Origin of the sequence: Candidatus Magnetaquiglobus chichijimensis (assembly GCF_045865675.1) — a bacterium.
Lineage (GTDB): Bacteria > Pseudomonadota > Magnetococcia > Magnetococcales > Magnetaquicoccaceae > Magnetaquiglobus > Magnetaquiglobus chichijimensis.
Genome location: NZ_BAAFGK010000004.1, coordinates 2,019,459 through 2,042,181 on the forward strand (window position 1 = coordinate 2,019,459; position 22,723 = coordinate 2,042,181).

Consider the following 22,723-nt stretch of genomic DNA (forward strand, 5'->3'; position numbering starts at 1 on the left):
TTACCCCTGAAGATAATCGTAGAGTCTTTTTATTATAATAATAAATGCGGCAATTTCTTTTCTAGAAACAATAGGTTTAACTTTAATTTCAGGCATATTTTTAACATTGCCCGTCTGAAGTATTTTAAAGACGTCTTTCGAATAACCAGTTATAAACATAAAAGGTATTTTTTTAATTTTTTCAGACAATTGATCTTCACCCCCCATGAGTCTAAGATACAAATCAGCTCCAGCGGTTGAATTTCCTCCCAATCTACTATCAAAGAAAACAAAATCCCAATCATTCTGCACTAACTGCTCAATTGCATCTTCAGTTGATTTAACAATTTTAATTATATAGCCAGCTTCAACAAGTTGATCATGAAGCGCTTCGATCTCAATTTTGTTATCTTCTAACCATAAAATTTTATTATTCATAGTATTCATCAGCTCCTCTTCCCTAACAAAGTTTAACAGTGCTTTAACGTTCTGAGATAATTATATCTCTTCTTCCTGGCTGCAATGTTTTAAATAATCTTACAGTTACGATTGTCTGAAACCCCTCCATCTTTTTAATCTTTAGTGGATCTTGCAATGTTGGGACAGATTCAATACTGATATTTCCTTCATGCAGCACTTCTATAATCTTTTTACATGTTGCCAGACCCAAGCCTACACCCCTGACAGTATGTTTATGGTCTCGATAACCAGATCTAGAGAAACTCTGAAAAATATTTTCTATATCATTTTGATGTATACCTAACCCCCAATTTGAAATTTTAACATCAACAAGATTTACCTGATCCACAAATCCTATTGTCACAACCGATTCATACCCTTTACTTAACTCGCCCTCCTTTTCTCTTCTGTGAGAATATTTTATAGCATTATCAATCAAATTAACAAATGCTGATCTAATTAGTACTACATCAAACGGAAACTCTTTTATATCCTTTTTTGGCTTATTTATATCAATCCTTAACCATCCTAAATTTTTTAATTCAGTCTTAAAATCGTTCACGCTATCAACAATCAAATCATAAATATTTGCAGTTTCATAATCAACCTCAATAACTTTACCACCCATGCTAGCCCATCTTAATGCATTATCAATTATTTTTGATATAATTGAGCTGTATTTTTCAATCTCATCTTGAGTATAATTAATAGCGCTGATATTTTGATGTTTGTTTTCTAATCTTAAGCGGTTCAAATAACTTACAATAGTATTCAGTAAAGCGCCGATTGGCGATCTTAATTCATGCCCAATTCCACCTATTGCCTCTTCCGCCAATGAAACAAACTCTTTCTTTCTGTGAAAAGCCCTACCCAATCCAAGGATATTTGCAAAAAGTCTCATAAATATAATCAAAGTAGAATGCTCGGTATGCCAATGCTTTATTTGGTTTGCAACTGTCGAATCATCACTAACAGAGACACCAAAAACTATGTAAAGTATTTCTGATGGCATCCTACGCGACCCAGAATCTACTAAACGCACAAAATAAAATAGGCTATATTTTGGAAAAATTCGTTCTAACAGACCTCCAGACTTTATTTTTGGATCATTAGCAGCAACAAACCCATAATCACCTTTAAACATTTCAAAATCGAGTACTCTTGAAGCCTGGTTATTCCGAAGAAGCCTTAACAAACCTGAAGGATAAACATCCAAAACTCTGTTTTCATCACAATATAACATTGCGACATTGTCAAAACCACTGTCCTTGATATTTTTAATAACTGAATGATAGTTAATTTCTCCGTCTTTAATAATATCAAACAAATTTGAAAACGAATATAGAGTGCTTTGAATTATAGAATTAATATCCTTTCTTGCTTGTGCTTGACCAAACAAACCTGCCACCCTTTCAAGAATATCCAAATGAAATTTTGTGAACACTAATTTAGGATTATCAGACCGGTTGATAACCCTTAGAAAATATGAATACATTCCAGATAAATTTATTTTAATGTAAATAACAGATTTAATTTCACAATTAATTAATTTACAAATACTCTGTTGAGCACCCTTACAAATTAAATTTGGCATCCTGTTTTTTAACAAACTATAATCAGGAATATATCTTAATGATTCTTTTACCCATGCCGTTCCTGTTAGGTTTTCCCCAGCATCATATTTCTCAAGAAAATAATCACCATTATTTTCTGGGTAGCATTTTTCTTTCTCAAGAGTTTCAGTAGAAAGATTTGATTTAAATAATGCAATATATTGGGCATTGCATAATTCGCAAATCAATTTTAGATCATCATTGTCATTTTCAATACTTGAAAACTGCAAAATCATTTTTTTTGTAAGTTCATTCAAATATCCAAGCCTAAGTTCAATTATTTTTAACGATGCGATACGTCTAATTAAATCTATTTCATTCATAGATTTAATAGAAAAAGAATTGATTATGTCAATTTCCATCGCAAGTAGCGCTATAGGCTCACCGTGGCTAAAAATTGGAATATCAATCCACTTACTATTATCTAACTTTAAATCAACAATCCATTTTTTTCCTTTCTCATTTTGTGCATCTGAAGAAACAATCTTGTCTGCACCTGAGAATGTAGGATCGTAAATGATATACCCTATTTTATCAGACAGAAAAGCATTGCTAGACTTTCGTAATACACATATAAATTTTTCACTGACCGGATCTTTGATTATATCATAATATCTGGAACCGTTATATCCATAAAGATAGCTCAAGTTTAACAAAATATCTATAACCGAATCTTCTAAATCTGATTCTCCGATTTTCCTTATTATATCTAAATAATTTTCAATATCTCTAACTATTGTAAACATGGTTTTTATGATTTACTCCTTATTTTTAGTAGCATAAATTAGAACTAACATTAGTTTTTCGTGTAATGACAATGTTAGATTGACTATAATATAACACAGTAAACGTTTTGTCAACCATTTTTTTTAGAAATCAATTTTATTTATATTCTAACAAGTTAACAAACACCCCACCACCTCCCGGCGATGGAGGCGGGTGCGGTGCTCGAAAAGGAAGATCCCTTGCCAGGTCCCGAGCACCATGCGGCCCTGGGCAACCGGGATCGTGAGGGAAACGCCGGAGAGCGTGGCGCGGATGTGGGCCGGCATGTCGTCCGGGCCCTCGTCCGTATGCCGAAAGCCGCTGGTTCCTTCAGGCACCAACCGTTTGAAAAACACCTCCAGATCATGCAGCACATCGGGATCGGCGTTCTCCTGAATCGTCAACCCTGCCGAAGTATGCCGGCAAAAGAGCGTCAGCACCCCTGAAGCAGCCTTCTCCTGCTGCAACCAGCGCGCGACCTCCCCGGTGAACGCATACAACCCCTGCCCCTGCGTGCGAATCGTGAACGTGGTTTGCAAAATGCGCATCATCCTGGATCTCCTGCAACAATCAATCAAACCATTCGCACCGGCCAGCTGGCAAAAACCAGCAACCAGCAGGCGTCAAAGGCCGCGCGCGCGCGCCTTTGACACGACCTTTCCCATTCCCCCAAACCCCACTTACCTTGGAATTCAGCACGAAAATTGCATAGAATCCATGATCTCCCATCCACCCCCCACCCCGGAATCGCGCATGGCCCCTCCGCTGTTCTCCCAATCCGCACCCGACGCCAGCAAGAATCGCCAACTCCTGCGCCGCTGGATCGGCCTCATCTGGCCGCACCGCATCGCCCTGATCCCGGCTGTCATCAGCATGATCGTCCTCTCGGCCACCGAAGGGGCCATCGCCTACATGGTGCAACCCATCCTCGACAAAATCTTCATCGAGCAGAACCGCGCCATGTTCCATACCCTGCCGCTGCTGGTGCTCGCGGTCTTTCTGGTGCGCGGCATCGCCTCCTACACCAACAGCTACGTCATGGGCGCGGTCGGACAACGCATCGCCCGCAAACTGCAATGCCAGCTCTACAACCACTGCCTCCGGTTCGAGATGAATTACTTTCTCACCGCCAGCTCCGGCAGTTTCATCTCCCGCATCAGCAACGATCCGATCATCATCAAAGACTCCACCGCCAACGTCATGATCAGCATGATCCGCGAGGGTCTGACCCTCATCGTGCTGGTCGGGGTGCTCTTCTACCGCGATCCGGTGCTGGCGCTGGTCTCGATCCTCGGCTTTCCCTTCTCCGCGCTGCTGATCTACGCCCTCGGCAAACGGATCCGCACCAAATCCCATCGCGCCCAGGAACTCAACGAATCGATCGTCAGCCAGCTCGAAGAGACCTTCTCCGGGGTGCGCATCATCAAATCGTTCTGCATGGAACGCTACGAACAAGCCCAGTTCCGCCAGTTGACCAAACGGGTGTTGAGAACCCATCTCGACATCCTCAAGATCAATTCGCTCTCCAAACCCTCCATCGAAATGATCTCCGGACTGGTGATCTGCGGGGTGATCCTCTACGGCGGCGGCGCGGTGATCGACGGCAAGACCACCACCGGCACCTTCTTCTCCTTCCTGACCGCCATGCTCATGGCCTACGATCCGATCAAGGCGATCTCCAACCTCAACAACACCCTGCAACGGGGCATGGCGGCCATGGATCGCATCTTCGGCACACTGGAGCGCGAGGCGACCATTCAGGATCAACCCGACGCCACCCCGATGCCGTTGCTCAAAAACGAGCTGGCTTTCGAAAATCTGACTTTTGCCTATGGCGCAGAGTTGCCCAACGTGCTCGAGGAGATCACCCTCAAGGTGCGGGCCGGGGAGCAGATCGCCCTGGTGGGACGCAGCGGCAGTGGCAAGAGCACGCTCGTGAACCTGCTGCCGCGCTTCTTCGACGTCACGCAAGGCGCGATCACCATCGACGGGCGCGACATCCGCTCCGCGACCATGCGTTCCCTGCGCGATCAGATCTCGGTGGTCACCCAGGAGGTGATCCTGTTCAACGACACCGTCAAGAACAACATCACCTATGGCCGTTCCGAATACACCCAGGAGCGGCTCGAACAGGTGGCCGAGGCGGCCAACGCCCTGGAGTTCATCCGCCAGCTGCCCCAGGGGTTCGATACCCACATCGGCGATCGTGGGGTGCGGCTTTCCGGCGGGCAGAGACAACGGCTCTCCATCGCCCGATCCCTGCTCAAGAACGCGCCGATCCTGATCCTCGACGAGGCGACCAGCTCACTGGACACCGAAAGCGAACGGGCGGTGCAGGAGGCGTTGGAGCGGCTCATGAGCGGTCGCACCACGCTGATCATCGCCCATCGACTCTCCACCATCCGCAACGCCGATCGGATCATCGTGTTGAAGGACGCCCGCATCGTCGAGGATGGCAATCACGAGGCGCTGTTGGCCAAAAATGGCGAGTATGCCCGCCTGCATGCCATGCACTTCCAGGACGAGGATTCCCCGGCGTCAGGTTAGCCTGCGCACCGCCAGACGGTGGATCACCCCCCAGATCGCGGTCATCGCCAGCCGCCACCAGGCCGTCGCCACCGGAATCCTGGGCAGACAGGCCAAGGTGAAGCCGTAACCCGGCCTGGGATAGGTGGTTTCGAAACGGTTGGCCTCGGGCAGATCGTCACGGGCCGCCCCGTCCAGATCGTGGCAGAGCCGCGCGAACTCCGGATCATCGCTGTAGACCGCCTCCGGCGCGATCCGCTCCAGCCAGGCCCGATCCGGCGTGCCCACCCCCACGTCGTGAATGAACACCATCGACACCTTGCCGGTCGCCAGCACCCGGAACGCCAGACGCAACCCGGCAAACCCCTTGGGACCGTCGATCAACGCCACATCCCCGGCCTCGGCCAACTCCGGCATGCGCCGCCGGGCATCCCCGAACAGCAGTTGCACATGGTCGCGTCCCGCCAGCCGTGCCGCGGCCACGGCCACGTCCGGCGAGTTCGGATCGTGCTCGATGCTCAAGATCGGCACCTCCGGGAAACAAACCGACAACACAAGCGTGCTCTGCCCCCTGGCCCGACCCGACTCCAGGATCCGTTTCGCCCCCGCAGAGCGGGCGCCGAGCTGAAAAAAGAACATTTCCGAAAACAGGATCCCTTTTTTCTCATAGGGAATCCCGGCGACCAGGGCGGCGAACCGCGCCTTCTCCTCGCCCACCGCGCGGATCCACGCCTCCATTGATCGATGCATGCTCTGTATACCCCACGCCTGAAAGAATCCAACCCAACCAGATCCCACGATCAAACCGATGCGCCCTCACAAAGTCAAGGGGCGATTCGTCCGGCAACCGAATCCACGACGTGAGGCGCGTCGGGCCAACGGCTTTTCATTGCATTTTGAGGGCAACGCGCTATCATGCTCCATTGCGATAACCAACCGATTGTCCGGTAATTCCCGCCATGGCCCGCATCGGCAGGTCTGGCCGGGATCGAACACCCGCTCAATCCACCCAGGGCCAGCCAGCGCGCGGATTCAGACCTTCATGCGGACCATTCCCACCCGACTCGAAAGCCATCCGGAACTGCGTCGCCGGCTGTGCGCCGAAGCCAAGCGGCGCGGCGGCCTGGTTCTCCCCTATGCGCCGCTGGAGATCTTCGTCGATCCGACCAACATCTGCGATCTGCGCTGCACCTTCTGCCCGCAAAGCAACTGGGGCGAACGACAACGAGGGTTCATGTCCATGGAACTCTTCGAACGGGTGATCGCCGAGGTGGCGGTGCTCAAGCCGCGCCAGCTCAAGCTCTTCTGTTACGGCGAAACCCTGCTCCACCCGCAGTTGCCCGAGATGATCCACAAGGCCGAGGAGACCGGCGTTCCGGTGATCATCCACACCAACGCCAAGCGTCTCGACGAGGAGATGGCGCGTCGGATCCTCGACACCCCCCTGTCGGAGATCTGTTTCAGCTTCGACACCGCGGATCGGGATCTTTACAACCGCATGCGCATTCGCAGCGATTTCGATCGGGTGCTCGGCAACATCCGCCGTTTCCTCACCCTGCGTCAGGAGCGGGGAGCCAGCCGACCCCAGGTGATTCTCCAGGAGATCATCCCCTTCGCGCCCGACAAACCATGCGTGAACACCCCGGAGTATCGCCAACTGTTCGACGGCTTCGACGTGCGCCTGGACGTGCGTTTTCTGCACAGCTTCGCCGGCGCCTCCACGGAGTCGCAGTTCGAAACGATGCGGCTATCCGGCACCTCGCCGTGTCACGAGATCTACCATCGGCTGGTGATCGCCTTCGATGGCAAGGTCCACGCCTGCTGTCTGGATCCCGAAGGACACAACATCATCGGCGATCTGGCCGCCGGCGACACCATCACCTCGGCCTGGAACAGCCCGGCCATGCAGCGGTTGCGCCACCTCACCCAGACGGGCGGCATGGGCGCCATCGCGCCGTGCAATCAGTGTCACATGCTCCATCACCCCTATCAGAAGCGCCGTCGTTTCTGGCGCCGCATTCCGGCCAGGCTGCTCTGGTGGTGGTACACCAGATCCCTCGCGCCACCCGCCCCACCGACGCCATGACCCCGCGCGCCTTCAAGGCCATGCTGGCCGCACGCATTCTCGACTGGCTGGAACGCGGTCGCACGCGCCATTTCCAGGCCCGTCTGGGCGAGGTGGGCCGTGATGTGCGGATCTTTCCCGGCCTGTTCGTGGAACGACCAGAAAACGTCGCGCTCGGCGATCATGTGCGCATCAACGTCCACTGCATGCTGCAAGCCCACGCCCGCATCGAAATCGGCGCCTTCACCATGATCGGCGCCAACTGCCTGATCGTGACCGCCAATCACGACGTGGCCAAACGCGGTTTCGCCGCCTTCGACACCCAGTTCCACCGACCGGTCACCATCGGTCGTCACTGCTGGCTCGGCGCCGGGGTCACGGTTCTGCCCGGCGTCACCATTGGCGACGAGACGGTGGTGGGCGCAGGCAGCACCGTGACCCAGGATCTGCCGCCCGGCGGCATCTACGCCGGCTCCCCGGCCCGCTTCATCAGAACCCGTCCCCGCGACGGGACGGCGGAACCCACCATCGATCCCCTCTCTTCCTGAGGCCGTCATGCAGGCGCCGCCCTCCTTTCTCGTCATCCAGGTCTCGCGCATCGGCGATTCGCTCTTTGTCACGCCAACCCTGCGCGCCCTGGCCGAGCAGTTCCCCGACGCCATCCTGGACATTCTGGCCCACCCGAAACGGGCCGAGATCTTCGCCCATCTCCCCTTTGTCCGTCACGTCCGTGGCGTAACCCCGAGAACCGCCTGGATGCGGGGGTGGTTTCACAAACCGGTCTACGATTACAGCCTGGTTTACGGATTCGACGCCTCGCTGATCAAACTCGGATTGCGCCTGGCCAGAGAGACCATCGCCTTTCGTCAGGCCGACCCGGAACTGAACCGGCGCCTGGCCCATCTCATCGAACCACCTCCCTTCCAGAGCGAGCACGCCATCTGGCAACTGACCCATCACGCCGAACCGCTCGGGGTGACCACCACCAACCCGCGCATCGCCTATGGGGTCACGCTGAAGGAGCGGTTGGAGGCCGAACGACGACTGGCTCCCCTGCGCACCCATGGTCCGCTCATCGGCATTCAGCCCCGCAGCTTCCCCACCAAGCCCTACCGGGACTGGCCTCTGGCTCATTTCATCGCCCTTTGCCAGCAGATCCGACACCAGATACCCCAGGCCCGGTTCCTGGTCTTCGGCGGGCCGGATGACCGGACCCACAACCAACCCCTGGTGGCCAACCTGGGCGATGCCGGCCAGGATCTGAGCGGACGACTCTCCCTGCGCGCCACCGGGGCGATCATGTCCTGTCTGGATCTCTACATCGGGGTGGATACCGGTCCGACCCATCTGATGAGCGCCTTCGATATCCCGATGGTGCTCTTCTATCACTGTCTCTCCGGCCCGGAGATGACCGGCCCCCTCGACCATCCGCGCTGTCGGTTCCTGACCCTGCGCCCTCGCGACGGGCACTGCGACGCCAGTCACTCCCTGGGCGAAATCCCGGTGGCGGCGGCCTGGCAGGAAATCCGGGAGCTTCTGGGCATCAACTCTTGACGCGCATCCGCGCCACGGTGTATGGGGATGGCGAGTAGATTTAACGTGATTCAATGGTCAGCGTGGCTCCGATCACGCCGCATCCACCCGTCAAGTTCATCCGGAATGACGATCAAACACCAACCGGTAGTTTCATGATCCCTTTGACCATCATCGTACCGGTTTACAATACCGCCCGCTTCTTGACCATCTGCCTGGAATCCCTGATCGGCGAGGATCCGTCACACACCGAGATCCTGTTGGTCGATGACGGCTCCACGGACGAAAGTCCGGCCATGCTGGACGCCTTCTGTCTCGCCCACCCCTGGTTCAGGACCATCCACCAGAGCAATCAGGGACTCTCCGGGGCGCGCAACAACGCCCTGGATCAGGCGCGCGGGACATACGTCGCCTTTTGCGACTCGGACGATTTCGTGCAACCGGGCTACTACACCCGCATGCGCCTGTTGGCCGAGCGGCTCGACGCGGACGCGATCATCGGCAACGCCACCTACCACTTCGAGGGGCGTCAACCCGACCATGCGCTCTATGCCGAACCCTTGCCCACCGGCATGATGACCGGCCCGGCGTGGATGCGCGGGCGTCTGCAACGCCGGTCGATGCTGCACATGGTCTGCATGCAGGTCTATCGACGCCGGTTGATCGAGACGATCGGCCTGCGCTTCACCCTGGGAATCAGCCACGAGGATGTGGTCTGGACCACCCGTTTCCTGCTGATGGCCGAACGGGTCGGTTTTTTGGATGAGCCGGGCTACTTCTATCGACAATGGAAGCGCAATCTCCAGATGTACAACACCGATCGGCAGTTGCAATCCTCGGTGTTCAGCTACGACACCAACGCGCGGATTCTCGATCAGGTGGCGGCAGGAGTCGCGGATCGGGAACTGGCCGACCTGATCCGCTGGCAACTGGTGGACGACGGGCTGGCGATGTTCCACAAGATCGACCGCATGTCCAGCCACCGGGTACGCCAGGCGAGTCGGCGCGACCTGCTGCGTCGGGGTGTTTACGCGACACTGTGGCGCAACGCCATGTTGACCAGCCAGAAACGACGCGTGGCCAAAAACTTTCTCAAGGCCCTCATCCCCTGACCCCTTCCGGATCCACCCCGAGGCCAACCACTGGAGCCCCCATGAATTGCCATCTCTGCCAAAACGACCAGGACCATGCCCATCACATGGTTTTCGAGATGATGTTCGGACAGCGAGAGCCGTTCGAGTATGTCACCTGTGGTCGATGTGGACTGTTGCAGATCGCGCGGGTTCCGGATGATCTGGCGCGCCATTATGGTCCGGAGTACTCGTCGTTCAAGAAGGCCAGGGACAAGAGTCTCTCCCCCTTCGTCGCCGGTCTGCGCGCCCGACGCACCCGCCACTACCTGGGCCAGTCGGATCCTTTGGGCGCGGCCATCGCCCTGGTGAGCCGCAGACCGGGCTACTTCGACTGGCTGGGCCCGTTCGGTCTGACGCTGGAGAGTTCCATCGTCGATGTCGGATGCGGGTCGGGGGGGCTGTTGCTGAAGCTGCGTCGCGAGGGGTTCACCGATCTGACCGGGGTGGATCCGTTCCTGCCCGCGCCGTTGGATCACGGCAACGGGGTGCGCATCATCGCCAAACCTCTGGATCAGGTGGAACGCACCTTTGACCTGATCATGTTGCACCACTCCCTGGAGCACATGCCGGATCAACACGCGGCCATGCAGGCGATCCGGGGCCGGCTCAACCCGGGAGGAGGGGTGCTGTTGCGCATTCCGCTCTCCAACTCCTACCCCCACCGCCGCTACGGCGTCCACTGGGCCTCCTGGGACGCGCCGCGTCATCTCTATCTGCACACCATGCGCAGCATCCACCTGCTGGCGGAAAAACACGGCTTCGAGATCTTCCACCTCTATTGCGACTCCGGCGCCGAGGGGATCATCGGCAGCGAGTATCAACAACGCGACATCCCGCGCAAGGCGTGGCCCGAAGGCGACAGGGGGATCCACTCCCCCTTCACCAGGCCGATGCGACGCGCCATCGATGCGCTGGTCAAGCAGCTCAATCTGGTCCTGGACGGGGATACGGCGGTGTTTTTCCTGCGCGACCGGAAATAACCGCGCGGAGGCTGGTCAGGAGAACGGCTCACCGGTTGACAATCGTTTCGCCAGCCACGGCTGCACCTCGGTGGCGAAATCCAGCTCCTCCAGACAACGGCTGCGCTTGCTCCCCTCGCAGCCGGCCTTGCCGCACGGAACGCACGGCCAATCCTTCTGGATCACCAGATGGGGCTCGCTCGCCTGCACCCCCTTGAGTTCCGGATAGGGCGTATCCGCCCCGTCCCAGCCATTCGGCCAGGGGCCCCAGTCGTATACCCCGGTCGGTCCGAACAGGGCGATCACCGGGGTGTCCTGACTGGCGGCCATGTGCATGGGCGCGGTATCGACCCCGAAATAGAGACAACACGACCGGCTGATCACCGCCAACTCCTTGAGGGTCAGTTTTCCCCCGAGATCCAGATACGGCTCCCGGCACAAGGCCAGAATGGCATCGAGCCGCCCGCGCTCCTCGGCACCCGGTCCGCAGGTGAACAGCGGCATGCGACCGGATCGTCCGATGAAATCCGCGGCCTGGGCCATGCCGGAGTCGGTCCAGCATTTGAAACTCCAGCGCGAGGTGGGGTGGATCTGCACCAGGGGACGCCTGCCATCCCAGCCGGTGGCGTGCAGTTTGGCCAGGGCGGAGCGCTCTTCGTCGGCGGAGGCCACCAGGCGCACCACCCGATCCTGGATCCCCTCGCCGGCCAGATCGAGATTGTGGATCACCATGTGCCGTTTGCCGCCTCGAAACGGCACGGGATCGGTAAGCAGTCGCAACCGCCAGGCCTTCTCCCCACGGGCATTGATGAAGCCGATGCGTCTTTTCGCACCCGAGAAAAAGGCGTTCAGGATCCCCCGATCCCCTTCGGTGGTGTTGATGGCCAACTCCCAGGGACCGCGCCACAACCGCCACCAGGCGCGGACCTGGCGGATGAGCAGCGACAATCTGCCCTGACCGGGCCGTTTTTCCGGGAAGGTCACGACCGCGTGCAGATCCGGATGCCCTTCGAGCATCGGCACGCATTCGCGTTTGACGAGCGCGGCGATGCGACTTGACGGGTAACGCCGCTTCAGGGTGGCGATCAGCGGGGCCATCAGCAGCACATCCCCGATGTGGCGCGACTTGATGAGCAGGATCCCGCCCGGATCCCGGTTCGGCTCGGAATGCGCGCTCATCCGCCCCCCTCCAGCAACGCCTCGAACGCGCCCCATGCCTCGTCCACGGAGATCTCCTCGACCCGTTCGCTCGCCGGTTGCAGCAACCGGTACGGCACCCCCCAGGGATGCCAACGCCTGGCATCGGAGTTGCCGAAGAAACAGACGATCGGTTTGCCCAGCCCGGCGGCCAGATGCATCGCCCCGCCATCCGAACAGATCACCGCCCGACAGCGGGAGAGTCCGGCGATCAACTCCGGCAGGGCCTGGGTGGGATGGGGCATGACCAGCGGGTCGTTGACCGCCTCGAGAATCCGCCCGGCCTTGTCGTCATCCCCTGGATGGAGGGGATTGTCCTCGGCCCCCGGCGACCAGAACAGCGCCACCAGGAACCCCCGCTGTCGCAACAAGCCGATCAATGCGGCAAACCGCTCCCACGGCCAGCGTTGCGGTGGCTTGCGGGCGCTGATGTGAACGGCGATCAGGGGCGTGCCCCTCTCGGGCAGGCGGGGGAGACGGGCCAGATGGTGCGGATCGGCGACCACGCGCGTCGGTGCGGGAGGGGTCGCATCGTCGATCCCCAGACCACGCGCCAGCCGCAACACGCATTCGACCTCATGCGCCCCGAACGGGGTTTCGTGACGCACCAGAATCCGCTCCGGGTCGAGCAGGCGCGCGGCGCGCAGGGCGCTGGGATGGGGTCCACCCGGCAGCAGGATGAGATCGAACCGTTGACGCCGCAGTTTCCAGAACAGGCCGGCGCGTCGGGCATAGACCCCCAGCCAGCTCTCCCCCGTGTGACGATGTTTGGCCTTCTTGTAGGCGTAGAGCGCATCCAGATCCGGGTTGCCCCACAACACCGGAGTGTTGTAGTCGGTGACCAGCGCCGCCAGATGGGCATCCGGGTATTGGAGACGCAACCGCGCGATCAACGGCGTGGTGCAGACCAGATCGCCGATGTTGTCCTTGCGGATGATCAGGATGCGTCTGCCGGAACCATCCGGACGACGCATCGGCGCGGGTTGGACACCCGTGTCCCCGGACAGCCCCCGCGTCTCCTGGGAGTCGTTGCTCACATCCGGGCATCCAGCATCCGTCTGGCCGACCCGGCCAGAAACCCGGAGCGGCGCATGCCGATCTCCCTGGCCGCGCGATCGATCCGCGCCACCAGGGTTTCGGCCCTGGAGAGCGTGAGGCGGATCCACCGCGCCGGAAGCTCGACACGGACCAGAAAGCGGGTCACCTCGTAGGGATCTTCCGGGTCTGGGGCGATGGGATCCCGATCATCCATCAAGGTCAGGTCCGGCAACGGATCTCCAGCGCGAATCATCCGCGCGACAGGCCCGAACAACGCCTCTTCGGCATTCGTGGCCGTTTTCCGGACCGTTCCGCCCAAGCTGACACAGCCCGGAAGGTTCGAAAATCCCCCCCTCATCCCTTCGGAACCACGGCACATGATGGCTGGATCGTGTCTGCTCTCCATGGCACGCCCCTGACGGATCGTCATTCCGGCTTGTTTCTCAATCAACTGGATGATGACCAACGGCCCATCCTTGTCTGGATGCGGCACCGTCACCTTGCCCGGCAAGGCGGGACGTTTGAAAGGGGGATGATCACCACGGACCGAATCCCGCATCCATCCGACCCTTTTCAAGGTTTCGATCCCCTCGCGACCGCTCAGGCGCTTGCCCATCGTCCCCCCTCTTGATCTGACCCTGTTGGCCATAGGATATACAATGGCGGGTTGCCAATCAAGACGGGCAGGCTTTGGAAAGCCCGAACAAAAAAAGGGGTCAGGCCATGACAGCCCAACCCCTTGATTTGATTGGTCGGGGTGGCGAGATTCGAACTCACGACCCCAGCGACCCGAACGCTGTGCTCTACCAGACTGAGCCACACCCCGATACGCCGACCAATCCAATGATGTTAACAGAGTCGTTCGAAAAGGTCAATAGCTGCGTGCAACGGAAAAATCGGCGAGCATGGCCATGGCCTCACGTTCCGGAGTATCGGGCAGAATGGCGAGTTGCGCCTTGGCCTCATCGGCGAACGTCTTGGCGCGCGCCAGGGTATAGTCCAGGGAACCGCGCTCGCGCACCAGTTGAATGGCCCGTTGCAACGCCCCTTCCGGGAACTCCCGTTTTTCCAGGCAGTCGCTCCAGAAGGCGCGTTCCTCCGGGGTGCCATGCCGGTAGGCGTGGATCACCGGCAGGGTGATCTTCCCCTCCTGGAAATCATCGCCCACATTCTTGCCGAGCGCCTCGTTGCTGGCCGAGTAGTCCAGGGCGTCGTCCACCACCTGGTAGGCGATTCCCAGGAGTGTGCCGTATTCGGCCAGGGCACTCTCCTCGGCGCGGGAGCGATGGTTGAGGACCGCGCCGATCTGTGCGGCGGCGGTGAACAGCGTGGCGGTCTTGCGACGCACCACCTCCAGATAGTGCTCTTCGGTGGTGGTCAGATCGTTGGTGGCCACCAGTTGCATGACCTCCCCCTCGGAGATCACGGCGCAGGCATCGGCGATGATGCGCAACACGTTGAGATCGGCGTGAGCGACCAGGATCTGGAAGGAGCGCGAAAAGAGATAATCCCCCACCAGGATCGGAGCTTTGCTGCCCCACACGGAATTGGCGGTGGCGCGACCACGCCGGGTATCGGAGCGGTCCACCACGTCGTCGTGGAGCAGGGTGGCGGTATGGATGAACTCCACCACGGCGGCGAGCAGGGCATCGTCGCGACCGGTGTAGCCGAACAGCTTGGCGGACAACAGCGTCAGCACGGGGCGCAGGCGTTTGCCACCACTCTCGATGATGTGCGCACCCAACTTGGGGATCAACTCCACCTGGGAGTTCAGTTGCTCCAGGATGATGGCGTTGGTCCGTTCCAGATCCGGTCCGATCAGTTCGCCCAGGCGTTTGAGGACTGGCGGCAGATTGGCTGGGGTGGGTTTCATGGTGAGGTTTTTATCATCAGTATGGCGCGAAAAAGTACACCGGGGCCGGTCCCGCGCGCGACCGTCTCTGGAGAAGATTGAAAAACTGGTTGCACACAATAGGGTCGCGAGGGCAAAATCGTCAAGTGTTCTTGACCAACCGGGAGGCGGTTTTTGTTAAATAATCTTGAAAGTGAGGCAACCGGCCACACGCCGGGATCCTTTTGGAAACCGGTCGGCACGCGCTTGCGACTGGCATCGGCCTCCGCGCGCCGTCTGATGCTGCTGCGCCAGGTGGGACTTGACCCCGAGGTCCGCCCCACCAACGTGGACGAATCGCGCCATGCCGATGAACACGCCGTGGATTATGTGCGGCGCATGGCCCTGGAAAAGGCCCGCGCCGGCGTCACCGGCGAGGTGGATCTGGTGCTCGGCGCGGATACCGCCGTGGTGCTCGAAGATGAGATCATGGGCAAGCCCCGCGATCAGGCCGACGCCATGTCCATGCTCGCCCGTCTCTCCGGTCGCGAGCACCGGGTGTTGACCGGGGTCGCGCTCTGCTCCCCGGACCGGCCCGGAGGACGCGCCGTGGTCGTGGAGAGTCGCGTGCGCTTCAAGAGGTTGAGCGACGCGGAGATCCTGGCCTATGTCAAAAGCGGGGAACCGTTCGACAAGGCCGGCGCCTACGCCATTCAGGGGCTCGGCGCGGCATGGGTGGCGCGTGTTTCCGGCTCCTACTCCGGGGTGGTGGGGTTGCCACTCTTCGAGACGTTGGAACTGTTACGTGATTTCGGGTTGACATTTTCCGCCCCAGAGTGATAATAAACAGTTTCCGATCACCCTGGAGTCCGGGGTGTGGAGGGGCTTGTGCATCCTGGCCCCCATCCAGGCACGTTTCGCAGGTTGTCCGACGGCATAAAGACATTCAAGGAGTGGTTGACATGTATGCAGTGGTCCGCACGGGCGGAAAACAATATAAGGTGGCGGTCAATGATGTCGTGCGCGTCGAGAAACTGCCCGGTGAAGAGGGAGATTCGGTCCAGGTCGGCGAAGTGCTGTTGATCTCCGCCGATGACCAGATCAAAATCGGTGGCGAGGCCACCGGCGGTCAGGTGACCGGCACCATCCTGCGCCAGATGAAGGACAAGAAGGTCCTGGTCTTCAAGAAAAAGCGCCGCAAGAACTATCGCCGCTTCCAGGGTCATCGCCAACAGCTCACCGAGCTGCGCATCACCAACATCACGGCGTGATCGATTGACCGTGGAAATCCCGAAGGGAGCTCCACGGTCGGCATCAAGCAAGTCACCGTGGAAATCCCGAAGGGAGATCCACGGTCGGGGGCAAGGGGGTTCTTCCCCCATCATGACACGTTACTGACCACCGCCCAAACAGTCATTGCGGCGGGATGGTTGTTCATCGACGAGTTCGGGAGACGACTCATGGCACACAAAAAAGCGGGCGGCAGTACCCGCAACGGACGCGATTCCATTGGACGCCGACTGGGCGTCAAGCGCTACGGCGGACAGAAGGTCGCGCCGGGCAACATCCTCATCCGCCAACGCGGTTCCGAGGTCTATCCCGGCGATGGCGTGGGCATGGGACGCGATTTCACCCTCTTCGCCCTGGTGGAAGGGATCGTGACCTTCGGCGAGCGCAACAATCGTCGTTACGTTCACGTCGTGGCCGCCGCCTGATTCCCACCCGCCGCAACCTTGCAGGCGCGATGAGACCCCGGCGTGACCAACTCCCGCCGGCGCCATCCACGCTTGTGATGCGCGGCAACGCTCCTTGCGTTCCGATGCCCCTGGTTGATCCCTTGCGATCGACCAGGGGCATATTTCGTTTGGCGTGGAACTCCCGCAGGGGAGCGACATGGTTCGGGATGAGAGGATCCCTCCCATCCCATTTATCTGTACCCTCCTTTTCGGCCCGGTCGGGTAGACGACATGCGTTTTCTGGATGAGGTCAAGATCTTTGTCCGCTCCGGCGACGGCGGCAACGGTTCCGCCTCGTTTCGCCGTGAAAAATTCATTCCCCTCGGCGGTCCGGACGGCGGCGACGGCGGACGTGGCGGCGACGTGATTCTCGTGGCCGATCCCCACTTGAACACCCTGATCGATTTTCGCTATCAGCAGCATTTCAAGGCCAAGCGCGGCACGGGCGGCATGGGCAAATGTCGTACCGGCGCTTCCGCGCCCCATCTGGAGGTGCGCGTGCCGGTCGGCACCGTGGCCCGTGACGACGCCGATGGCGCGGTCATCTGCGACCTGTGGCAGGCCGGGCAGCGGTTCGTCATCGCGCCGGGCGGTCGCGGCGGGTTGGGCAACGTCCATTTCAAAAGTTCGGTCAACCGCGCGCCCCGGCAGTGTCTGCCCGGCGAGCCGGGCGTGGAGCGTTGGATGTGGCTGGAGCTGAAGCTTCTGGCCGACGTGGGTCTGGTCGGCATGCCCAACGCCGGCAAATCCACCCTGCTCTCCCGGATCTCGGCGGCGCGTCCCAAAATCGCCGACTACCCCTTCACCACCCTGGTGCCCAATCTGGGCGTGGTACGGGCCGGCGAGGAGAACAGTTTCGTCGTTGCCGACATTCCTGGTCTGGTGGAGGGCGCCGAGTCCGGCAAGGGGTTGGGACGGGCATTCCTGCGTCACATCGAGCGCTGTCCGATCCTGGTGCATCTGGTGGACGCCTCGCCCATGGCCGAAGAGGATCCCCTGACCCGTTTCCGGCTGATCGAGGAGGAGTTGGCTGCCTATTCGCCCACCCTCGCCTCCAAGCCCTGCTGGGCGGTGCTGACCAAGTGCGATCTCCTGGATGAAAAGGCACGGGAGAAGCTCTTCAAGAAATTTCGCAAGGGGTTGAAGAGCGAGGTCGAGGAGATCCTCTGGATCTCGTCCGCCACCGGCGAGGGGATCGACGCCCTGATCAAGGGGTTGTTCAAGCGGGTGAAGGCGGCGCGGCGCGAGCGGGATCCGGAGTTGTATCACGCGCCGCTGGAAGATGCTCCGACCAAGGCCGGTCGCGGTGGAGAGCGGGCGCCCTCCGAGGATGAAGCGTGGGACGGGGATGGAGACGAGGATGGCGTCGAGTGCATCTGGGTGCGTTGATCACCGCGCCAGGCTGAGCCAGGAGTGGCAGGCGGTCCGCGGTGCACGGCGCGTGGTGGTCAAGATCGGCTCCAATCTTCTCACAGGCGGTGGCGAGGGTATCCGTCCCGAGTGGATCGCGGCGCGCGCGCGCGAAATCGTGCGGGTCATGGCCGATGGACGCCGTGTCATCGTGGTCACCTCCGGCGCGGTGGCGGCGGGTCGTCCTTTGCTCAAGCTCAACCGACCGCTTGCCTCGGTGCAGGAGAAGCAGGCCGCCGCCGCAGCCGGTCAGGGGGTGTTGATGCGTCATTACGAGGAGGCGTTCGAGAGTCTGGGGGTGAACGTGGCCCAGGCGCTGCTCACCCGCGACGACGTGGAAAACCGGCAGCGTTATCTCAACGCCCGCGACACCTTGAAGACCCTGTTGGAGTTGGGTCTGGTGCCGATCGTCAACGAAAACGACACGGTGATGACCGACGAGTTGAAGTTCGGCGACAACGATACCCTGTCGGCCAACGTGGCGGATCTGGTCGATGCCGATCTGTTGATTCTGCTCTCCGACATCGACGGTCTGTATGACAGCAATCCGCGTCTCAATCCCGAGGCCCGCTTCATCCCTCTGGTCGAGCGGGTGACGCCGGAGATCGAGTCCATGGCGGGCGGGGTCGGCTCTCTGGTTGGCAAGGGTGGGATGGCCACCAAGATCAAGGCGGCGCGGATGGCGGCGCGCAGTGGCTGTCGCATGGTATTGACCAACGGTTTCCGGGAGAATCCGATCTCCGAGGTATTCACCCCGTTTCCGGTGGGTACGTTGTTTCTGGGCCTGGAGAACCCGTTGCCGGCGCGCAAGCGATGGATCGTGAATGCGCGGGTCGGGCGTGGGGAGATTCTGCTCGATGCCGGGGCTTCGGTGGCGTTGTTGCAGGGTCGGAGTTTGTTGGCCAAGGGAATCACGGCGGTGCTGGGGGAGTTCGCGCGCGGGGCGGTGGTGCATTGTCAGGCCCCGGACGGGCAGGAGTTGGCCAAGGGGATTGTCAACTACAACAGCAGTGATCTGGCCTGCATCGCCGGGCGGCACAGTCGGCAGTTCGAGGGGTTGTTGGGGTATCTGGGGGCGGAAGAGGTGATCCACCGGGACAATCTGGTGTTGATTCGGGAGTTGGATGCCGAGGGCTGAAATTTCCTCCAACCGTTGCGGGGAAGCGGGGGCCGGAAGGTTCCCGGCGGAGGTTCGGAGGCAGAGCCTCCGAGATTTTGCCTCTGACCTTGTTTTTTATCTTTCATGCTTTCTTTGGTTTCTGTTTCAACCTTTGGCCTTTGCTTTTCGCGCGCTCTTCAAAAAAGCGTTTCTTGCGAAAAAACGCTGCGCGCCGACCAGGGGTTGAAAACAAAAGAAAAACCTTGGAGACTCCGTTTCCAGACCTCTGCCGGGTCGCTTCGGTCCCCGGCCCCCTGCAACGGTTTTACGTCATCACCATCACCCCCCACGGAGCTTGATCGACATGACGGACATCACCCAACGGATCAACACCATCGGCTCCCAGGCCCGCACCGCCGCCCGCACCCTCGCCGCCTCCGACGGCACGGCCAGAAACCAGGCCCTGGAGTTCATGGCCCAACGGCTCTGGGAAGATCGAGCCGCCCTGCAAGAGGCCAACAAACGCGATCTGGCCCAGGCCGAAGCCGATGGGATCTCCCCAGCCATGATCGATCGCCTGCGCCTGACCGACAAGGTGATCCAAGGCATGGCCGATGGCGTGCGCGAGGTGATGGCCCTGCCCGATCCGGTGGGCGAGATCACCGAGATGCGCCCACGCCCGAACGGCATGCTGGTGGGTCGCATGCGCGTCCCTCTCGGGGTGATCGGCATCATCTACGAATCCCGCCCGAACGTCACCGCCGACGCGGCGGCACTGTGCGTCAAATCGGGCAACGCGGTGATCCTGCGCGGCGGCTCGGAGGCGTGGCACTCCAACCGCGCCATCGCCGAACGGCTCGCCCTGGGACTGCGCGCCGCCAACCTGCCGGCGGAAGCGGTGCAGTTCATCGACACCACGGACCGCGCCGCGGTCGGGGCGCTGCTCAAAAGCGACCGCCATGTGGACGTGATCATTCCACGCGGAGGCAAGGGGTTGATCCAACGGGTGATCGAAGAGTCGCACATCCCGGTGATCAAACACCTGGATGGCATCTGCCATACCTATGTGGATCGCTACGCGGATCTGGCCATGGCCGAAGAGCTGACCTTCAACGGCAAGATGCAACGGACCGGCGTCTGCAACGCCACCGAAACCCTTCTGGTCCACGAGGCGGTGGCCGAAACGTTCCTGCCGGCCATGGCGAAACGGTTGGTGAGCGCCGGATGCGAACTGCGCGGCTGCGAACGAACCCGCGCCATCCTCGGTAACGAAATCCCGGTGACGCCGGTGACGCCGGAGGATTACGACACCGAACACCTGGCCGCGATTCTGTCGGTGCGGGTGGTGCCGTCGCTCACCGAAGCGATCGCCCACATCGCCGCCCACTCCTCGCAACATACCGAAACCATCGTCACCCGCGATCACCCGCGCGCCATGCGCTTTCTGCGCGAGGTGGACTCCTCGGCGGTGATGGTCAACGCCTCGACCCGCTTCAACGACGGCTTCCAGTTCGGACTGGGCGCGGAGATGGGCATCTCCACCGACAAGCTGCACGTTCGCGGTCCGGTGGGACTCGAAGGGCTGACCTGCCTGAAATACATCGTGCTGGGCGACGGTCAACTGCGCCAATGACCCGCCGGACCGGCCTCATGGGCGGAACGTTCAACCCGCCCCATCACGGCCACATCCGCCCGGCACGCGAGGCGATGACCGCGCTGGGACTCGATCGGGTGGTGTTCATCCCCACCGGGATCCACCCTTTCAAGGGACCGGATCTTCTGGCTCCGGTGGCCCACCGAGTCGCCATGCTACGGCTTTTGTTGGCAGACGAACCCGGCTTCTCCCTCTGGGAGATCGAGGCGAACACGCCACGGGTGAGCTATACGGTGGAAACCCTGCAAGCCTGGCACGACTCGTTTCCGGACGAGGAACCGGTGCTGCTGATCGGCGCGGATATCCCGCGCGAACTGCATCTGTGGCGGGCGTGGCGACGCATCCTGGAACTGACCCATGTCTGTCTCATGGAACGGCCCGGATTCGTCGAGCCGGCAGGCGCCAGTCACCCGGCGGCGGCGGAACTGGAGATGCGCGCCGTGGCCAACCCCGGCGATCTGGACCGCACGCGCCTCGGAAGGTACGGACTGTTCCGGCTTAAGGTGTCGCCGGTGGATCTCTCCTCCACCGAACTCCGGCGCCGTTTGTCCCAAGGCGACATCCCGCGCGGCACCACCAAGGACGCGGTGCTCGACTACGCGCTGGCCCATGGACTGTATCGGGCCAGCTCATTACCACTCACTTTGGAGCGCACGATTTTGAAGAGCCATCCCGAAAGCGCGGCACTGGCCGCGGAACTGACCAAACGGTTGGACGACAAAAAGGGCAAGGAGATCGTGGTGGTGGATCTGGAAGGACGATCCGGCTTCGCGGATCACTTCGTGATCGTCACCGGAACCTCGCCAACCCATGTCTCGACCCTGGCCAACGAGGTGCTCCTGGTGGCCCACGAACGCAAGATCGAGGTGCGCGGCACGGAAGGATTGCCGGAAAGCGCCTGGGTGTTGGTGGATCTCGGGGACGTGCTGGTGCATGTGTTCCGCCAGGAGGCCCGCGAGTTCTACAATCTGGAAAAACTGTGGAGCCCCAAGGCCACGCCGGCCCGTGAGGTCAAGGTCAAGATGGGCCACAAGGACGAGACCAAACCCAGGGACGAGGCCAAACCCAGGGACGAGACCAAACCCAGGGACGAGGCCAAACCCAGGGACGAGGCCAAACCCAGGGACGAGGCCAAACCCAAGGACGAGGCCAAACCCAAGGATGCGGCCAAGTCGAAAGGGGAAGCCAGGCGCGGAGTCGCGACCCCGGAATGAGGATCACCCTCCTGGCCGTGGGTCGGGTGATGCCGCCGCCGATCCGGGAGCTGGTGGAAGATTACCGCGAACGACTGAATCACTTTGTGCCGACGCGCCTGGAGAGCGTGGCCGAGGAGAAACGGGATCGAGGCATGACGGAGCGGCTGGCCCTGGAGCGGGAGGGGGGACGGCTGCGGGCCAGGTTCACCCCTGGAGCGATGATCGTGGCGCTGGATGGGGCGGGACGGATGCTCTCCTCGCCGGAGCTGGCGCGCACCCTCGGCCAGTGGCTCGACGCCTCACCCCCGGAGATTCTCTTTCTGATCGGCGGACCGGACGGGCTGGATCCGGAGATCAAATCCCGCGCCCATTTCACCCTCTCCCTGGGCCCGATGACCTATCCCCACATGCTGGCGCGGGTGCTGCTCCTCGAGCAACTCTATCGCGCCATGACCCTCCTGCGCGGGGTGCCGTACCATCGGTGAGCCTGACGATGCCGGTTCATCGGCACGGCAAGACCCGGCCCGATC

22 protein-coding genes and 1 tRNA gene are annotated in these 22,723 nt (G+C 59.4%); 14 read left to right on the forward strand and 9 right to left on the reverse strand.

Features of this window, described 5'->3' with window-relative positions:
- The 3 genes from ACOY6C_RS12910 to ACOY6C_RS12920 form a co-directional block, all read right to left on the reverse strand.
- Positions 1–426, reverse strand: a complete 426-nt coding sequence (locus ACOY6C_RS12910; RefSeq protein ID WP_420905881.1) for a response regulator — start codon at positions 424–426, stop codon at positions 1–3.
- A gap of 34 nt (positions 427–460) precedes the next feature.
- Positions 461–2,797, reverse strand: coding sequence for a sensor histidine kinase (locus ACOY6C_RS12915; RefSeq protein ID WP_420905882.1), 2,337 nt, complete (start codon positions 2,795–2,797; stop codon positions 461–463).
- A 147-nt stretch (positions 2,798–2,944) separates the two neighbouring features.
- Positions 2,945–3,367, reverse strand: coding sequence for a secondary thiamine-phosphate synthase enzyme YjbQ (locus ACOY6C_RS12920; RefSeq protein ID WP_420905883.1), 423 nt, complete (start codon positions 3,365–3,367; stop codon positions 2,945–2,947).
- Positions 3,368–3,569: 202 nt separating this feature from the next.
- Here ACOY6C_RS12920 and msbA point away from each other — a divergent pair, with 202 nt between their 5' ends.
- Complete coding sequence (msbA, locus tag ACOY6C_RS12925; protein ID WP_420905884.1) at positions 3,570–5,363, forward strand: lipid A export permease/ATP-binding protein MsbA; 1,794 nt, start codon at positions 3,570–3,572, stop codon at positions 5,361–5,363.
- On the opposite strand, the gene ACOY6C_RS12930 is transcribed toward msbA, so the two are convergent.
- Complete coding sequence (locus ACOY6C_RS12930; protein ID WP_420905885.1) at positions 5,355–6,092, reverse strand: O-methyltransferase; 738 nt, start codon at positions 6,090–6,092, stop codon at positions 5,355–5,357. The two genes, msbA and ACOY6C_RS12930, sit on opposite strands and share 9 nt — an antisense overlap.
- Before the next feature lie 292 nt (positions 6,093–6,384).
- Here ACOY6C_RS12930 and ACOY6C_RS12935 point away from each other — a divergent pair, with 292 nt between their 5' ends.
- The 5 genes from ACOY6C_RS12935 to ACOY6C_RS12955 all read left to right on the forward strand — a co-directional run bounded on the left by ACOY6C_RS12935 (position 6,385) and on the right by ACOY6C_RS12955 (position 11,053).
- Positions 6,385–7,428, forward strand: a complete 1,044-nt coding sequence (locus ACOY6C_RS12935) for a radical SAM protein (RefSeq protein WP_420905886.1) — start codon at positions 6,385–6,387, stop codon at positions 7,426–7,428.
- Positions 7,383–7,955, forward strand: coding sequence for an acyltransferase (locus ACOY6C_RS12940; RefSeq protein ID WP_420905887.1), 573 nt, complete (start codon positions 7,383–7,385; stop codon positions 7,953–7,955). Before ACOY6C_RS12935 ends, ACOY6C_RS12940 begins: the two co-directional genes overlap by 46 nt.
- 7 nt (positions 7,956–7,962) lie before the next feature.
- Positions 7,963–8,961: a glycosyltransferase family 9 protein gene (locus ACOY6C_RS12945; RefSeq protein ID WP_420905888.1), complete on the forward strand. Its 999-nt coding sequence runs from the start codon at positions 7,963–7,965 to the stop codon at positions 8,959–8,961.
- Between the two features lie 134 nt (positions 8,962–9,095).
- Positions 9,096–10,052, forward strand: a complete 957-nt coding sequence (locus ACOY6C_RS12950; protein WP_420905889.1) for a glycosyltransferase — start codon at positions 9,096–9,098, stop codon at positions 10,050–10,052.
- A 41-nt stretch (positions 10,053–10,093) separates the two neighbouring features.
- Positions 10,094–11,053: a class I SAM-dependent methyltransferase gene (locus tag ACOY6C_RS12955; RefSeq protein WP_420905890.1), complete on the forward strand. Its 960-nt coding sequence runs from the start codon at positions 10,094–10,096 to the stop codon at positions 11,051–11,053.
- Between the two features lie 15 nt (positions 11,054–11,068).
- On the opposite strand, the gene rfaQ is transcribed toward ACOY6C_RS12955, so the two are convergent.
- The 5 genes from rfaQ to ACOY6C_RS12980 form a co-directional block, all read right to left on the reverse strand.
- On the reverse strand, positions 11,069–12,211 hold the full coding sequence (gene rfaQ / locus ACOY6C_RS12960) for a putative lipopolysaccharide heptosyltransferase III (RefSeq protein ID WP_420905891.1): 1,143 nt from the start codon (positions 12,209–12,211) through the stop codon (positions 11,069–11,071).
- Positions 12,208–13,266, reverse strand: a complete 1,059-nt coding sequence (locus ACOY6C_RS12965; protein WP_420905892.1) for a glycosyltransferase family 9 protein — start codon at positions 13,264–13,266, stop codon at positions 12,208–12,210. The genes rfaQ and ACOY6C_RS12965 overlap by 4 nt, the downstream gene beginning before the upstream one ends.
- A complete protein-coding gene (locus ACOY6C_RS12970; protein ID WP_420905893.1) occupies positions 13,263–13,883 on the reverse strand; it encodes a type II toxin-antitoxin system HicB family antitoxin in 621 nt (206 codons plus the stop codon). Before ACOY6C_RS12970 ends, ACOY6C_RS12965 begins: the two co-directional genes overlap by 4 nt.
- Before the next feature lie 133 nt (positions 13,884–14,016).
- Positions 14,017–14,093: transfer RNA gene (locus ACOY6C_RS12975), tRNA-Pro, on the reverse strand.
- A 45-nt stretch (positions 14,094–14,138) separates the two neighbouring features.
- Positions 14,139–15,140: a polyprenyl synthetase family protein gene (locus ACOY6C_RS12980; RefSeq protein ID WP_420905894.1), complete on the reverse strand. Its 1,002-nt coding sequence runs from the start codon at positions 15,138–15,140 to the stop codon at positions 14,139–14,141.
- A gap of 225 nt (positions 15,141–15,365) precedes the next feature.
- On the opposite strand from ACOY6C_RS12980, the gene ACOY6C_RS12985 reads away from it, so the two are divergent.
- The 8 genes from ACOY6C_RS12985 (at position 15,366) to rlmH (ending at position 22,678) form a co-directional block, all read left to right on the forward strand.
- Positions 15,366–15,938, forward strand: a complete 573-nt coding sequence (locus ACOY6C_RS12985) for a Maf family protein (protein WP_420905895.1) — start codon at positions 15,366–15,368, stop codon at positions 15,936–15,938.
- A gap of 122 nt (positions 15,939–16,060) precedes the next feature.
- The gene (rplU, locus tag ACOY6C_RS12990) at positions 16,061–16,369 is read left to right on the forward strand and encodes a 50S ribosomal protein L21 (protein WP_420905896.1); all 309 of its coding nucleotides are present in this window, start codon (positions 16,061–16,063) and stop codon (positions 16,367–16,369) included.
- Positions 16,370–16,558: 189 nt separating this feature from the next.
- Positions 16,559–16,813, forward strand: coding sequence for a 50S ribosomal protein L27 (gene rpmA, locus ACOY6C_RS12995; RefSeq protein WP_420905897.1), 255 nt, complete (start codon positions 16,559–16,561; stop codon positions 16,811–16,813).
- Positions 16,814–17,065: 252 nt separating this feature from the next.
- Positions 17,066–18,223, forward strand: a complete 1,158-nt coding sequence (gene obgE, locus ACOY6C_RS13000; protein ID WP_420905898.1) for a GTPase ObgE — start codon at positions 17,066–17,068, stop codon at positions 18,221–18,223.
- The gene (proB, locus tag ACOY6C_RS13005) at positions 18,195–19,382 is read left to right on the forward strand and encodes a glutamate 5-kinase (RefSeq protein WP_420905899.1); all 1,188 of its coding nucleotides are present in this window, start codon (positions 18,195–18,197) and stop codon (positions 19,380–19,382) included. The genes obgE and proB overlap by 29 nt, the downstream gene beginning before the upstream one ends.
- Before the next feature lie 325 nt (positions 19,383–19,707).
- On the forward strand, positions 19,708–20,976 hold the full coding sequence (locus tag ACOY6C_RS13010) for a glutamate-5-semialdehyde dehydrogenase (RefSeq protein WP_420905900.1): 1,269 nt from the start codon (positions 19,708–19,710) through the stop codon (positions 20,974–20,976).
- A gap of 17 nt (positions 20,977–20,993) precedes the next feature.
- Positions 20,994–22,211 carry a nicotinate (nicotinamide) nucleotide adenylyltransferase gene (gene nadD, locus ACOY6C_RS13015; RefSeq protein ID WP_420905901.1) on the forward strand — a complete coding sequence of 406 codons (1,218 nt, stop codon included), beginning with the start codon at positions 20,994–20,996 and terminating at the stop codon, positions 22,209–22,211.
- Entirely contained in the window at positions 22,208–22,678 is a 471-nt protein-coding gene (gene rlmH, locus ACOY6C_RS13020) for a 23S rRNA (pseudouridine(1915)-N(3))-methyltransferase RlmH (protein WP_420905902.1), read from the forward strand. The genes nadD and rlmH overlap by 4 nt, the downstream gene beginning before the upstream one ends.
- Positions 22,679–22,723 lie beyond the last annotated feature (45 nt).